This is a genomic window from Microbacterium sp., from assembly GCF_041641055.1.
Taxonomy (GTDB): Bacteria; Actinomycetota; Actinomycetes; order Actinomycetales; family Microbacteriaceae; genus Microbacterium.
This window is the reverse complement of record NZ_JBEPZB010000017.1, coordinates 59,868-74,605: the sequence shown is the minus strand read 5'-3', so window position 1 is coordinate 74,605 and position 14,738 is coordinate 59,868. Positions and strand designations below refer to the sequence as shown.

10 protein-coding genes and 1 pseudogene are annotated in these 14,738 nt (G+C 69.3%); all 11 read left to right on the top strand.

Features of this window, described 5'->3' with window-relative positions:
• Positions 1-256, top strand: a pseudogene (locus ACESK8_RS11955) (5-dehydro-4-deoxyglucarate dehydratase); the annotation flags it as partial.
• A gap of 47 nt (positions 257-303) precedes the next feature.
• Positions 304-1,890 (top strand): aldehyde dehydrogenase (NADP(+)), encoded by a 1,587-nt coding sequence (locus tag ACESK8_RS11950; protein ID WP_372968806.1) that lies wholly within the window; start codon positions 304-306, stop codon positions 1,888-1,890.
• Positions 1,887-3,209, top strand: coding sequence for an enolase C-terminal domain-like protein (locus tag ACESK8_RS11945; protein WP_372968805.1), 1,323 nt, complete (start codon positions 1,887-1,889; stop codon positions 3,207-3,209). The genes ACESK8_RS11950 and ACESK8_RS11945 overlap by 4 nt, the downstream gene beginning before the upstream one ends.
• Before the next feature lie 229 nt (positions 3,210-3,438).
• Positions 3,439-5,139: an ABC transporter substrate-binding protein gene (locus ACESK8_RS11940; RefSeq protein ID WP_372968804.1), complete on the top strand. Its 1,701-nt coding sequence runs from the start codon at positions 3,439-3,441 to the stop codon at positions 5,137-5,139.
• 2 nt (positions 5,140-5,141) lie between these two features.
• Positions 5,142-6,116, top strand: a complete 975-nt coding sequence (locus tag ACESK8_RS11935; protein WP_372968803.1) for an ABC transporter permease — start codon at positions 5,142-5,144, stop codon at positions 6,114-6,116.
• Positions 6,113-7,111: an ABC transporter permease gene (locus ACESK8_RS11930; protein WP_372968802.1), complete on the top strand. Its 999-nt coding sequence runs from the start codon at positions 6,113-6,115 to the stop codon at positions 7,109-7,111. Before ACESK8_RS11935 ends, ACESK8_RS11930 begins: the two co-directional genes overlap by 4 nt.
• Positions 7,108-8,040 carry an ABC transporter ATP-binding protein gene (locus ACESK8_RS11925; RefSeq protein ID WP_372968801.1) on the top strand — a complete coding sequence of 311 codons (933 nt, stop codon included), beginning with the start codon at positions 7,108-7,110 and terminating at the stop codon, positions 8,038-8,040. The genes ACESK8_RS11930 and ACESK8_RS11925 overlap by 4 nt, the downstream gene beginning before the upstream one ends.
• Positions 8,037-8,984, top strand: coding sequence for an ATP-binding cassette domain-containing protein (locus tag ACESK8_RS11920; protein WP_074731496.1), 948 nt, complete (start codon positions 8,037-8,039; stop codon positions 8,982-8,984). Before ACESK8_RS11925 ends, ACESK8_RS11920 begins: the two co-directional genes overlap by 4 nt.
• Positions 8,981-10,285, top strand: coding sequence for an alpha/beta fold hydrolase (locus ACESK8_RS11915; RefSeq protein ID WP_372968800.1), 1,305 nt, complete (start codon positions 8,981-8,983; stop codon positions 10,283-10,285). The genes ACESK8_RS11920 and ACESK8_RS11915 overlap by 4 nt, the downstream gene beginning before the upstream one ends.
• Positions 10,282-11,739, top strand: a complete 1,458-nt coding sequence (locus ACESK8_RS11910) for an aminopeptidase P family protein (RefSeq protein ID WP_372968799.1) — start codon at positions 10,282-10,284, stop codon at positions 11,737-11,739. Before ACESK8_RS11915 ends, ACESK8_RS11910 begins: the two co-directional genes overlap by 4 nt.
• Positions 11,736-14,666, top strand: coding sequence for a beta-L-arabinofuranosidase domain-containing protein (locus ACESK8_RS11905; protein WP_372968798.1), 2,931 nt, complete (start codon positions 11,736-11,738; stop codon positions 14,664-14,666). Before ACESK8_RS11910 ends, ACESK8_RS11905 begins: the two co-directional genes overlap by 4 nt.
• The last annotated feature ends 72 nt before the right edge of the window (positions 14,667-14,738 follow it).

Sequence of the window (14,738 nt, the reverse complement as noted above, 5' to 3'; positions counted from 1 at the left end):
CGAGTTCTACCGGGACGTGCGTGCCCAGGACCGAGTCGCGGTGACCGAGAAGCTGGGACGCTTCGTGCTGCCGTACATCGCGATCCGCGATCGGGGCCGCGGCTTCGGCGTCTCGATCGTCAAGGCCGGGCTGCGTCTGACCGGACGCGGCGTCGGACCGGTCCGCCCGCCGCTGCACGACCTGTCGGAGCAGGATGACGCCGACCTCCTGCAGCTTCTCGATCGCGCCGGGCTGCTCGCCTCGGTTCTCGCCTGACCCGCGGCGATCCTCTCGCCGTTCCCCGTCGTATCAAGGAGTGAGACATGACCACTGCCGTCCTCACCGGGCATTCTTCGATCGCCGGCCGTTCCGTGCCCGGCACCGGCGCAGCGCTGCACGCCATCGCGCCCGCCACCGATGAGAGGCTCGACCCGCCGTACTCGCAGATCGATGTGGAGCAGCTCCGTGCGGCGACGACCGCCGCGGCAGACGCCTTCCCCTCGTTCTCGAGCCTCGCCCCCGAGGCTCACGCGGCGTTCCTCGAGTCGATCGCCGACGAGATCGAGGCGATCGGCGACACGCTGATCGAGCGGGCGATGCAGGAGACCGGGCTGCCCGAAGCGCGTCTTCTCGGCGAGAGGGCTCGCACCGCCGGGCAGCTGCGGCTGTTCGCCGAGGTCGTCCGCGCGGGCGAGCACCGCGGCGTGCGGATCGATCCGGCGCGGCCGGACCGCACACCTCTGCCGCGCGTCGACATCCGCCAGCGCAAGATCGCCCTCGGGCCGGTGGCCGTGTTCGGGGCATCGAACTTCCCGCTCGCATTCTCCACGGCCGGGGGAGACACCGCATCCGCCCTGGCCGCCGGGTGCCCGGTCGTGTTCAAGGCGCACAGCTCGCACCCCGGCACGAGCGAGCTCGTCGCGTCGGCGATCGCGCGTGCCATCGACGCCCACGGCCTGCACCCCGGAGTGTTCTCGCACATCTTCGGCCCGGGCCGAAGCGTCGGTCAGGCGCTCGTCGCCGATCCCGACATCCATGCGGTCGGCTTCACCGGCTCGCGCGAGGGCGGCCTCGCGCTCGTGCGCACGGCACAGGCGCGGCCGGTGCCGATTCCCGTCTACGCCGAGATGAGCTCGGTGAACCCCGTGTTCATCCTGCCCGGCGCTCTGCGCGGCGATGTCGGAACGCTCGCCGCGGGGTACGTGCAGAGCGCGACCGGGTCCAGCGGGCAGCTGTGCACGCAGCCAGGCATCGTGTTCGTCCCTCGCGGCCCCGACGGAGAGGCGTTCCTGCGGGCCGTGTCGGAATCCCTGCGCGCGGCCACAGGGCAGACCATGCTCTCCCCGAGCATCGCCGCCGCATGGCGCGACGGCGTCGCGACGAGAGATTCCCATGCCGAAGTGCTCGCGCGGGGCACCGACGGGGTGGGCCCGCACGCTCCGGCGCCGGTGATCCACACCGCCGATCTGCCGGAGTTCGATGCGAACGACGTGCTGAGCGAGGAGATCTTCGGCGCGGCATCGCTGGTCGTGCGCTACGGCGACGTGGCCGAACTGGTCGAGGCGGCCTCACAGCTGGAGGGTCAGCTGACCGCCACGCTGCAGCTCAACGCGGACGACAATGAGCTCGCGGCGGCGCTGCTGCCGGTGCTCGAGCGCAAGGTCGGACGCATCCTCGCGAACGGCTGGCCGACCGGGGTCGAGGTCGGGCACGCCATGGTTCACGGCGGACCGTTCCCGGCGACGAGCGACTCGCGCACCACGAGCGTCGGGACTCTCGCGATCGAGCGCTTCCTGCGCCCGGTGGCGTATCAGAACATCCCTGACGAACTGCTGCCCGAGGCGCTGCGCGATGCCAACCCCTGGCACGTCCCGCGTCTCGTAGATGGGCGGCGCGAGGTGTCGGCATGACTGCTGTCCCCACCATCGAGAGGATCGAGGTCGTTCCGGTTGCCGGCCACGACTCGATGCTGTTGAACCTCTCGGGCGCGCACGGGCCGTTCTTCACCCGCAACATCGTCATCGTGACGGACTCTGACGGACGCGAGGGCCTCGGTGAGGTTCCGGGTGGTGAATCGATCCGCCTGACGATCGCTGAAGCCGGCGACCTGCTCGTGGGTCAGCCGGTCGGTCGATACCGTTCGCTGCTGCGCACGGTCGCGACCCGCTTCGCCGATCGCGACGCGGGTGGTCGGGGGCTGCAGACGTTCGATCTGCGCACGACCGTGCACGCGGTCACCGGCGTCGAGTCGGCGCTCCTCGATCTGCACGCCCAGCACCTCGGAGTGCCGGTCGCCGAGCTTCTCGGCGATGGCCAGCAGCGCGACAGCGTGCCGATGCTGGGGTATCTGTTCTTCATCGGCGACGCCGACCGGACCGACCTTCCCTATCTGCGCGAGAGCGGCGACAGCTGGGAGAGCGTGCGACGAGAAGAGGCGATGACGGCCGACGGGGTCGTGCGCCTCGCCGAAGCCGCCCAGGAGCGCTACGGATTCTCGGACTTCAAGCTCAAGGGCGGCGTGCTCGACGGCGAGGTCGAGGCCGACGTCGTGACCGCTCTCGCCCGGCGCTTCCCTGACGCGCGCATCACGCTCGACCCCAACGGGGCCTGGCTGCTCGAGGATGCGGTGCGCATCGGCCGACGCCTCGGCGATGTGCTCGCCTACGCCGAAGACCCCTGCGGTGCGGAAGGCCGATTCTCGGGTCGAGAGGTGATGGCGGAGTTCCGGCGGCGCACCGGCCTGCGGACGGCGACGAACATGATCGCGACCGACTGGCGCGAGATGGCGCACGCGATCCGCTCGGATGCCGTCGACATCCCGCTCGCGGACCCGCACTTCTGGACCATGGCGGGTTCGGTGCGGGTGGCGCAGCTGTGCAACGACTTCGACCTGACCTGGGGGTCGCACTCGAACAACCACTTCGACATCTCGCTGGCGATGTTCACGCAGGTCGGGGCAGCGGCGCCGGGCGAGATCACCGCACTCGACACGCATTGGATCTGGCAGGACGGTCAGCAGCTGACGGTCGATGCGCCCGAGATCCGCGACGGGGCGGTGCGGGTGCCCGACCGTCCGGGGCTCGGGGTGACGATCGACCGCGCGCGGCTCGCCGAGGCCCACGAGCTGTATGTCGAGCATGGGCTCGGCGCCCGCGACGACGCGATCGGCATGCAGTACCTCGTGCCCGACTGGCAGTTCGACAGCAAGCGGCCGGCCCTGGTGCGCTGAGGGTCGGCAAGCGCGCCGGACCGGGGCTTTTCGTCTCGGACGGCTGCGCTCACGGCCCTCGCCGGGCGAGGGTGAGAGCGCGTTCCGCGAATGACGATCGTGTTACGAGATCGAGCATCGCGCACATCCTGGAGTAGAAAAGATCCACCAGTACAGTTGTACATTGCACTGTCATGGGGTTCTATGGAAACCATTCGCAATGGCGCAATCGACAGAAAGGTCTGGTCTCGTGACCGCATCTAAGAGGCTCCCCGCATTCATCGCCGCGGCTGCCGCATCCGCTCTGCTCATCACCGGCTGCTCTGCCGGCGGAGGCGCACCCGACGCCTCCCAGCCCGGCACAGGTGGCACGCCCGAGAAGGGCGGTACCGTGCACATGCTCCAGAACGCCGACTTCTCGTACCTCGATCCCTCCCGCGGGTTCGACGGTGGCGTCAACGCGTTCTACCGCCTCATCTACCGCGGCCTCACCATGCAGGCTGCGGGTGACGCCGAAGATCCGAACAAGATCGTTCCCGACCTGGCCGAGAAGCTCGGCGAGGCGTCGGAAGACGGCCTGACGTGGACCTACACGCTCAAGGACGACATCTTCTTCGACGACGGCACCCCCATCACCTCCGAGGCGATGAAGTTCGGCATCTCGCGCTCGTGGGACCCCCAGGTCGGCATCGGCTCGCCCTACCTGCGTCAGGTGATCGACGCTCCCGCCGACTACCAGGGCCCCTACGTCTCGGGCGACCTGCCCACGATCGAGACGCCCGACGACAAGACGATCGTCTTCCACCTGAAGAAGCCGTTCCCCGAGTTCGACAACGTGCTCGCGCAGCCCAACGCCGTGCCGTTCCCCGAGGGCACCGGCGCCGGCGACGAGTTCATCAAGGACGTGATCGCCTCGGGCCCCTACACGCTCGCCGAGTACACCCCGGGCAGCTCGATCGTGCTCGAGCGCAACGAGTACTGGGACGAATCGACCGATGACGTGCGCAAGGCCTACCCCGACAGCTGGGAGTTCGAGATCGGCATCGACGCTGCCACGATCGACGAGCGCATGATCGCCGGTCAGAGCGACGACCAGAACGCGATCGCCGGCACCGTCAGCGCGGCCACCCTGCCGCGTCTGCAGACCCCGCAGCTCAAGGATCGTGCGATCACCGCGGATGCCTTCTGCACCACCTACATGTCGATGAACACCACCAAGGCGCCGTTCGACGACGCCAAGGTGCGCGACGCGATCAACTGGGCCATCGACCGCTCCGCCCTGGTCAACGCCTCGGGCGGCACGCAGCTGGCCGACCCGGCGTACACGATCATCCCGCCGGTGGTCTCGAGCTTCAAGGACTTCAACCTGTGGGAGTCCAAGGGCGACAAGGGCGACACCGAGAAGGCTCAGGAGCTGCTCGACGAGGCCGGTCTCTCCGACGGCTTCGAGTTCACGCTCGACATCCGCTCGCAGCCGCTCATGCAGGGTCAGGCCGAGGCGATCCAGCAGGCTCTCGAGCCGCTCGGCGTCACTGTCAACCTCAACGTGATCGACACCTCGATCTACTACGAGACGATCGGCACCCCCTCGCAGCAGCACGACGCCGCGATCACCGGATGGTGCCCCGACTGGGCGTCGAGCGCCAGCACGATCATCCCGCCGCTGTTCGACGGTCGGAACATCTTCGAGAAGGGCAACTCCAACCTCGCCCAGATCAACGACCCGGCCATCAACGACCGCATCGACGAGATCACCGCGATGACCGACGTCGACGAGGCGAAGACCGCGTGGGGCGACCTCGACGAGCAGATCATGGGCCTCTCGCCCATCGCTCCGCTCGTGTTCAGCAAGGGCATCTTCCTGCCGGGTGAGAACATCGCCGGCTACTACCCGAGCACCAACCTGACGGACCTGACGATCATCGGTCTCAAGGACCCCTCGAAGGGCTGAGCATGACCTTCAGCTCGACATCGCTCGAGTCCGAAGCCACGCCGGCGGGTGACTCCAGTCTCGAAACGACACTGGAGTCACCCCCGGCCTTTGGCCGGCGGCTGCTTCGCGCGTTCCTGACCGACTGGGGAGCCATGCTCTCCAGCGCCTACATCCTGCTCATCATCCTGATGGCGATCTTCGCGCCGCTGCTGACGATGCTGAGCGGATGGGGTCCCTACCAGTTCGACCAGTCGGCCATCGACCCGAATCTCGGCGCCATCCCGATCGGACCCTTCGGCGGCATCAGCGCCGAGCACTGGTTCGGCGTCGAGCCCGGCAGCGGTCGCGACATCTTCGCCCGCATCGCCTACGGTGCCCGCGTCTCGATGACGGTCGCGCTCTCGGCCACGCTCCTCACCACGGTGATCGGTGTCGTGATGGGCCTGCTCGCCGGCTACTTCGGCGGACTCATCGACCTCGTGATCTCCCGCGTCATGGAGTTCCTGATGGCGTTCCCCGCCCTCATCTTCATGATCGCGATCCTCTCGGCGCTCCCCGCCGACAACCGCGTCTTCCTGCTCGTGGTCGTGATCTCGCTTTTCGGCTGGCCCTACCTCGCCCGCATCGTGCGCTCGCAGACGCTCTCGCTCAAGGAGCGCGAGTTCGTCGAGGCCGCCAAGGCATCCGGAGCGACCAGTGTGCGCATCATCTTCCGCGAGATCCTGCCCAACCTGCAGTCCACGATCATCGTCATGGCGACCCTCGCGGTGCCCGGCTACATCGGCACCGAGGCGGGCCTCTCGTTCCTCGGCGTCGGCGTGGTTCCGCCGACTCCCAGCTGGGGTCAGATGATCGCCGCCGCGACTCCCTGGTACGCGGTCGACCCGATGTACTTCGTGATCCCCGGCGCGTTCCTCTTCCTCCTGGTGCTGTCGTTCACGACCCTGGGTGACCGCATCCGCACCATCGCCACCAGTGGGGAGGCCCGCTCATGATCCGCATCGTCGGCTCACGTCTGCTCGGCATGCTCGTCGTGCTGTTCCTGGTGACGCTGTTCACCTACGCGATCTTCTTCCTGCTCTCGGCAGACCCCGCCGTGCAGATCTGCGGCAAGAACTGCACGCCCGAGCGCATCGAGCAGATCCGTCTCAACCTCGGCCTCGACCAGCCGTTCTGGACCCAGTTCTGGGGCTACGTCGGCGGCCTGTTCACCGGCCGCACCTTCATGGTCGCCGGTGCCGCGGTCGAGTGCGCGGCTCCGTGCCTGGGCTACTCGTTCCAGACCAGCCAGCTCGTCGGCGACATGATCGTGCAGCGACTGCCCATCACCGCGACCATCGCGATCGGCGCGGCGATTCTCTGGCTGCTCGGCGGCGTGATCGCCGGTGTGCTCAGCGCGGTCAAGGAGGGCAAGTTCCTCGATCGCTTCTTCGCCGGTCTCACGCTCGGCTCGATGTCGATCCCGAACTACGTGCTCGCGCTGGCGCTGCAGTTCATCTTCGTGGTGGCGCTCGGCTGGCTGCCGTTCCCGCAGGCCGTGAAGTTCTCGGACGACCCGGTGCAGTGGTTCCTCAACTTCATCCTCCCGTGGATCGTCCTGGCGGTCGGCTATGCGGCGGTCTACACGCGCCTCACCCGCGCCAACGTGATCGACACCCTGCAGGAGAACTTCGTGCGCACCGCGCGGGCGAAGGGCCTGCAGCCGGGGCTCGTCTGGCGGCGCCACGCGCTGCGCCCGGCGCTGACCCCGATCGTCACGATCTTCGGGATGGATGTCGCGGGCCTGCTCGGCGGCGCCGTGATCACCGAGACGGTCTTCGGCCTGAACGGCGTCGGCAAGCTCACCGCCGACTCGATCACCGCCAACGACCAGCCCGTCATCATGGCCGTCACCCTGCTGTCGGCGTTCTTCGTGATCATCGGCAACATGGTGGTCGACCTGCTGTACACCGCGATCGATCCGCGCGTCAGAACGGGGGCCACCGCATGAGCGGCACCGAGAACAGCACGCCCGAGAAGAGGATGCCGGATGCGGCGCCGCTGCTGTCGGTGCGAGACCTCACCGTCTCGTTCCGCACGGCCCAGGGCCCTGTCAGCGTCGTGAAGAACCTCGAGTTCGACGTGCCGCGAGGCGGCGCGCTCGGCATCGTCGGCGAATCGGGATCGGGCAAGTCGATGACGAGCCTGGCGATCATGGGCCTGCTGCCCAAGGGCGGCACGGCCACGGGGTCGGTGACCTTCGACGGCGCCGAACTGCTCGGCATGCCCGAGCGCGAGAAGCGTCGCGTGCGCGGCGACCGCATCGCGATGATCTTCCAAGACCCGCTGTCGTCGCTGAACCCCTATTACAAGGTCGGCACGCAGATCGCCGAGGCGTATCTGTCGCACCGCAGCGGCGTCTCGCGAAAGCAGGCTCGGGCGGTCGCGATCGAGGCGATGGAGCGGGTGCACATCCGCGACGCCGCCCGCCGCGTCGACCACTACCCGCACCAGTTCTCGGGCGGCATGCGCCAGCGCATCATGATCGCGATGGCGCTGAGCATGGAACCCGACCTGATCATCGCCGACGAGCCGACCACCGCGCTCGACGTGACGGTGCAGGCGCAGATCCTCGACCTGCTCGACGAGATCCGCGGCGAGACGGGCGCGGGCCTCATCCTCATCACCCACGACCTCGCGGTCGTGAGCGAGGTCACCGACCAGATCGTCGTCATGCGCGCGGGCGAGACCGTCGAGCGCGGCGACGTCGAGCAGGTCTTCAGCGACCCGCAGGCCGACTACACCCGCCGCCTGCTCGACGCGGTGCCGCGCATCGACGACGAGATCGGCGTGCTGCGCACGACCGAGATCACTGTGCCGGAGAACAGAGCGGTGCCCAACGGCCGAGCTGTGCCGAACGACGGGAGGAGCGCACGATGAACGCGCCGAACACTCAGACGCCCCTGTTCCGCGGCACGGACCTGGTGAAGGAGTTCGCCACGGGCTCTGCCGGTGTGCTCGGAAAGTCGAAGACCTTCCGAGCCGTCGACAACGTCTCTCTCGAGGTGCACCGCGGTGAGACGCTCGCCGTGGTGGGCGAGTCGGGATCAGGCAAGTCGACCACCGCACGACTCGTCGCCCGACTGATGGATGCCACCAGCGGAAAGCTCGAGTTCGAGGGCGCCGACGTGACCCGTGCGAAGGGCTCCGAGCTGCGGGAGTTCCGCGGCGCGGTGCAGGTGATCTTCCAGGACCCGTACTCGTCGCTCAACCCGAAGCACACGGTCGAACGCCTGGTGACGGCGCCGCTGGTCTATCAGGGGCGCAAGATCCCGGGCGGCGCACGCGCGTTCACCCGCGAGCTCATGGAGCGCGTGGGCCTCGACCCGATGCACTCCGAGCGCTACGCCTCGCAGTTCTCGGGTGGGCAGGCGCAGCGCATCGGCATCGCCAGGGCGCTGGCGGTGCGACCCAAGCTCGTCATCTGCGACGAGGCGGTCTCGGCCCTCGACGTGTCGGTGCAGGCGCAGGTCATCAACCTGCTGCGCGACCTGCAGTCCGACGAGGGCTTCGGCTACCTCTTCATCGCGCACGACCTTGCCGTGGTGCGTCAGATCGCCACCCGGGTCGCCGTGATGTCGCAGGGCGCGATCGTCGAGACGGGCATGCGCGACGAGATCTTCGAGCGCCCCGAGCACGAGTACACCAGGACGCTGCTGCAGGCGGTGCCGCGCATCAACCCCGAGTGGGACCGCAAGCGCAAGAAGGCCGAGGCTGCGCGAGCGGGCCGGAACCCGGATGCCGCGTCGGACGCCGGCACGTCGGGTGCTGACACTGCACCGGATGCTGTCGCCGCCGCGTCGAGCACGGAGGAGAGCCGATGACCGCCGAGGCGACCCGCACTCCGACCGCGCAGTACATGCTGCCCGGCATCCGCGTGCGTGAGTACCGCACCACGGTGCCGCTCGACTGGCACACCCCCGAGGGCGAGACCATCGAGCTGTTCGTGCGCGAGCTGGTCGACCCGGCATCCGACACCGCCGAGCGCCCGCTGCTGACCTATCTGCAGGGCGGACCCGGCGGCGCGAACCCGCGTCCGCTCGGCCGTGACGGCTGGATCGACGAGGCGCTGCGCGACTACCGCGTGGTGCTCGTCGATCAGCGCGGCACCGGCGGCAGCACCCCGGTGGATGCCGAGATCGTCGCCGAGCGCGGCGACGCGGGAGGCGAGTTCCTCGCGTGCTTCCGTGCCGACTCGATCGTGCGCGACCTCGAGCACGTACGCACCTCTCTCTACGACGGCCGTCGCTGGGCGACTCTCGCGCAGAGCTTCGGCGGCTGGATCACCATGACGTATCTGTCGTTCGCGCCCGAAGGTCTGACGGCGAGCTATGTGTGCGGCGGAGTGCCAGGCATGCCGCCCCGCGCGAGCGAGGTCTACCGCCGCACGTTCGACCGCGTCGAGGCCAAGACGGCCGAGTTCTACCGCCGCTATCCCGACGACGAGGCCGCGGTCGCGCGCATCGCCGATCGGCTGGCTGCGGGTGACGTGCGCCTGCCAGACGGCGACGTGCTGACGGTGCGCCGCTGGCAGTCGCTCGGCATCGACTTCGGCATGAAGCCCGGTTTCGAGCGCCTGCACTGGCTCGTCGAGAAGGCCTTCATCGGGAACGATCGGCTGTCGCCGGCGTTCCTGCAGGACGTCATGGCCCTGTCGTCGAGCGCCGGCAACCCGCTGTTCTGGACGCTGCAGGAATCCATCTACGGCGACGAGCACAGCGGCCCGACCGCGTGGGCGGCGCAGGCCGAGCGCGAGCGGCGTGCGCAGTTCGACGAGACCCGCCGGCCGCTGCTGTTCACGGGCGAGATGGCGTTCCCGTGGATGTTCGACGAGGTGCGACCGCTGCGCGGCTTCCGCACCGCGGTCGACCAGCTCGCCGCCAAGACCGACTGGCCGCCGCTCTACGACCGCACAGCTCTGCAGAGCAACGAGGTGCCGGTGGCCGCGGTCGTCTACTTCGACGACATGTACGTCGACGCCGGACTGCAGCTCAAGACGCTGAAGGGCGTCGGCAACTCGCAGTACTGGGTGACCAACGAATACGAACACGACGGGATCGGATCGGGCCGCACGCTGACGCGCCTGAGAGAACTCGTCAGAGACCGCGGAGGAGAGCGCGCATGAGCGACACGACCACCGGAGCACGCCCGCCCTACGCGGGAACCCGCTACCCCAAGCTGGCGCAGATCCCCGCCTTCCGCGAGTTCATCGCGCAGGGCTGGGACGACGTGCCCACGCGCCCCGACCTGCCGGTCGGCACTGCGCAGGCCGCCGCCACGCACCGCGAGCGACTGAGCGCAGCGATGCCCGGTCAGACCCTGGTGCTCAGCTCGGGCATCGCCCCGGTGCGCAACGACGACTCGTCGTACGGCTTCCGCGCCGACAGCAGCTTCGTGTGGGCGACCGGATGCCAGGCCGAAAACGCCACGCTCGTGATGTGGGCGCGCCCCGGCGGCCACGACGCCGTGCTCTACCTGCCTGCCCCCTTCCGTCCCGGCGACGACGGCTTCTTCAGCAACGCCCTGCACGGCGAACTGTGGGTCGGTCCCTCGGCGGGCCTTGCGGAATGGGCCGACGAGCTGCAGATCACGGTCGAGCCGATCGAGGCGCTTCCCGCCCGTGCCGCCGACCTGCGCGGCGCGCTCGCCGCCCGTTCGGCCTCCGCGCTCGCCGCCGCGCACGACCTCGAGATCTCCGCCGACCTCGAACGCACGCTGTCACGCCTGCGCATGATCAAGGACGAGTGGGAGATCGGTCAGCTGCGGCTGGCGATCGACGCGACGGTCGCGGGCTTCGCCGCCGTGGCCGCCGAGATCCCGCGCGCCATCGCCGACGGCCTGGGCGAGCGCTGGCTGCAGGGCACGTTCGACCGGCATGCCCGCACGCACGGCAACGGACCCGGGTACTCGACGATCGTCGGCTCGGGCTCGCATGCGCCGATCCTGCACTGGGTGCGCTGCGACGGTCCCATCCACCCAGACCAGGCGCTGCTGCTCGACATGGGCGTCGAGGCCCGCTCGCTCTACACCGCCGACGTCACGCGCACGGTGCCCGCCGAGGGCACGTTCAGCGCGGCGCAGCGCGAGGTGCACGACCTGGTCGAGAAAGCGCACCGCGCGGGACTCGCGCAGATCCGCCCCGGCACGCCCTACCTCGACTTCCACTTCGCCTCGATGCAGGTCGTCGCGCAGGGCCTGCACGACTGGGGACTGCTGCCGGTGTCGGTCGACGAGGCGCTGTCACCCGAGGGGCAGCAGCATCGCCGGTACCTCGCATGCGGCATCGGCCACCACCTCGGCCTCGACGTGCACGACTGCAGTCAGGCGCACTACGAGGACTACATGGGTGCCGACCTCGAGCCGGGCGTCGTGATGACGGTCGAGCCGGGCCTCTACTTCCACGCCCACGACCTGACCCTGCCGCCCGAGCTGCGCGGCATCGGCGTGCGACTCGAAGACGACATCCTCGTCACGCCGACCGGATCCGACGTGCTCTCCGACGCGCTCCCCATCGACGCCGCGGGCATCGAGCAGTGGACCCGGCGGCAGTGGACAGCGACACAGAGTGAGACACGATGACCGCGCGCCAGACGACGATGTCAGTCTCCGACATCCTCTCGTCGGCTCAGCTGCGGCCCTTCCCGCTCGATCGCGTGCAGATCGGCGACGACAGCGTCTTCGCGCGTGCGAAGAACCAGATGCTGCACCTCGCCCGCGTGTATCCGGTCGATCGGCTGCTCGCGGTCTTCCGCGCGAACGCCGGACTCGACACCCGGGGCGCTCTGGCTCCCGGCAACTGGGAGGACTTCGGTCACCCGCGCGAGCAGGCGTGGGGCGAGCACGACTACCCGGGTCGTGAGAACGCGCAGACGGCCAACCTGCTGCGCGGCCACTATGCCGGTCATTTCCTGTCGATGCTCTCGCTCGCCTACGCGGGGGAGCGCGACGAGACGCTGCGCGCCAAGGTCGACGAGTTCGTCGCAGGGCTCGGCGAGGTGCAGCGCGCGCTCGCCGCGACCGGCCGCTACTCGCACCCCGGTTTTCTCGCCGCCTACGGAGAGTGGCAGTTCTCGCGGCTCGAGGATTACGCGCCCTACGGCGAGATCTGGGCGCCGTACTACACGACCCACAAGATCATGGCCGGGCTGCTCGATGCCTACGAGCTGGCGGGCAGCGTCGAGGCGCGCGACATCGCGGTGTCGATGGGGCACTGGGTCGCCCACCGCCTGACACGGCTCGACCACGAGCGCATCCAGCGCATGTGGTCGCTGTACATCGCCGGCGAGTACGGCGGCATGAACGAGACGATGGCGCGGCTGAGCGTCGTCGCCGACGAGCCGCTCTTCCTCGAGGTCGCGCGGCTCTTCGACCAGGACGACCTGATCGCGGCCGGCGCCGACCGTCGCGACGTGCTCACCGACATGCACGCGAACCAGCACCTGCCGCAGCTGATCGGCTACCTGCACGAGTACGACCTGACGGGCGAGCGCCGATACCTCGACGCGGTGCTGGGCCTGTGGGACCAGATCGTGCCCGGTCGCACGTTCGCACACGGCGGCACGGGCGAGAGTGAGCTGTGGGGACCCCCCGGCACGGTCGCGGGCGATATCGGACACCGCAACGCCGAGACCTGCGCCACCTACAACCTGCTCAAGATCGCGCGGCACCTGTTCGCCCTCACCCGTGATGCGCGATTCATGGCGTACTACGAGCGGGGAGTGCTGAACCACATCCTCGCCTCGCGACGAGACGTCGACTCCGACACGAGTCCCGAGGTCGCCTACATGTTCCCCGTGAACCCGGGCACGGTCGCCGAATACGACAACATCGGCACCTGCTGCGGGGGCACGGGCCTTGAGAACCACGTCAAGTACCAGGACACGATCTTCTTCACGTCGGTGCACTCGGATGCGGATGCGGATGCGGATGCGGATGCGGAGCTGTGGGTCAACCTGTTCACGCCGGCGACGCTCGACTGGCGCGAGCACCACGCGACGGTGCGGATGCAGAGCACGCAGCCGCTCGGCGGCGTCACCGAGCTGCACATCGACGGCGACGAGTTCATGGACGGCACCACGCTGACCCTGCGCATCCGTGTGCCGGAGTGGGCCGTCGAGACGCCGACGCTCAGCGTGAGAAGCGAGACGGCAGGCGGGACGACCGAGACGATCACCGCTCCGGTCGACGACGGATACCTGGTCGTGCGGCGGCCGTGGTCGGCCGGCGAGGTGCTGCGCATCGAGAGCCGCGCCGCGCTGCGCGCCGTGCCCACGCCCGACGACCCCGCCCTGCAGTCGATCGAGTTCGGTCCGTCGGTGCTGGTCGCCCGGTCGGACGCGACCACCACCCTCGACCTCGCGCTCGCCCAGCGACGCCGGCTCGACGGCTCGGTGCGCGCCGACGGCAGCAGCACTGCCCAGGCGGGCAGCTCTGCCGAAGCGGGCAGCTCTGCCCGCGGCGCCGATGCGGCGGAGGCGGTCGAGGCCGCGTTGCGATCCGAAGGCGCCGTGCACATCGCCGGAGTGCGGTTCGAACCCGTCTGGACCGGCAGCGATGAGCGGTACCACATGTACGTGCGGGCATCCGGAGCCGAGATCGGATTCGTCGGCGCCGAGACCGGCGTGCCGGTGCGTGTGCGCCACGACGGCACCTCACTGCTCGACGACGTCTGGCGTGAACCCGCCCCCGCGACCCGCGCCGAGTTCCTCGACCGCGTCGGTCAGACGGCGACCGCCGCCCGCCGCGACGGACTCCTCTCGCACAGCGAGCTCATCGAGGTGCTCCGCGCGGCGGCCGCCGCCGACGTCGACGGCTTCGGTCGGCATCCGGGCGGCACGGTGATCGAGACCGACGCCGAGACCGCGACCCAAACCGTGACCGAGACCGACACCGCGACGCAGGCCGTGAGCTGGCGCGAGAGCGCCGACGCCGACGGCATCCGCGTGGTCGAGTGGCTCGTGCCCCGCGCACTCGCCGATGCGCCGATCGCGCCCTCGGTCGCGATCACGACGGGAGTGCTGCCCGCCCCGTCGGGCTGGTTCACCGAGGTTCCCACGATCGCCGTGACCGCCGACGACCTCTCGGGAGTCGGCGGCGTGAACGTCGAGGTGTCACTGGGCGACGGGGAGTGGATGCCGTACACGGCGCCGTTCCCGCTGCCGGGCGACGGCGAGCATCGCGTGCGGGCGCGGGCGACCGATGCCTCGGGCGCTGTGGGTCACGCAGCGCGCGACATCGCCGTCGACACGGGTGCACCGGTCTCGCAGGCGACCGTGCGGCGGCTCGGATCCAGCGTCGAGATCACGCTGACCGCCACCGACGAGGTGTCGGGCGTCGAGCGCATCCAATGGGAGGGGCCAGGCACGTTCTGGGCGACGTTCCAGGAAGCCTTCGTGCGGGCGCTCTCCGACGACGAGCAGGTCATCGAGTTCGCGGCCACCGACAGGGCGGGCAACGAAGAGCCCCGTCAGCGGCTGATTCTGCCTGCTCGCGGAGACGTCTCGTGACGAATGCCGGCGGGTCATGGACAGGATCCATTCCGCCGACTAACATTGCAATTGTACTCACCATCTACTCTG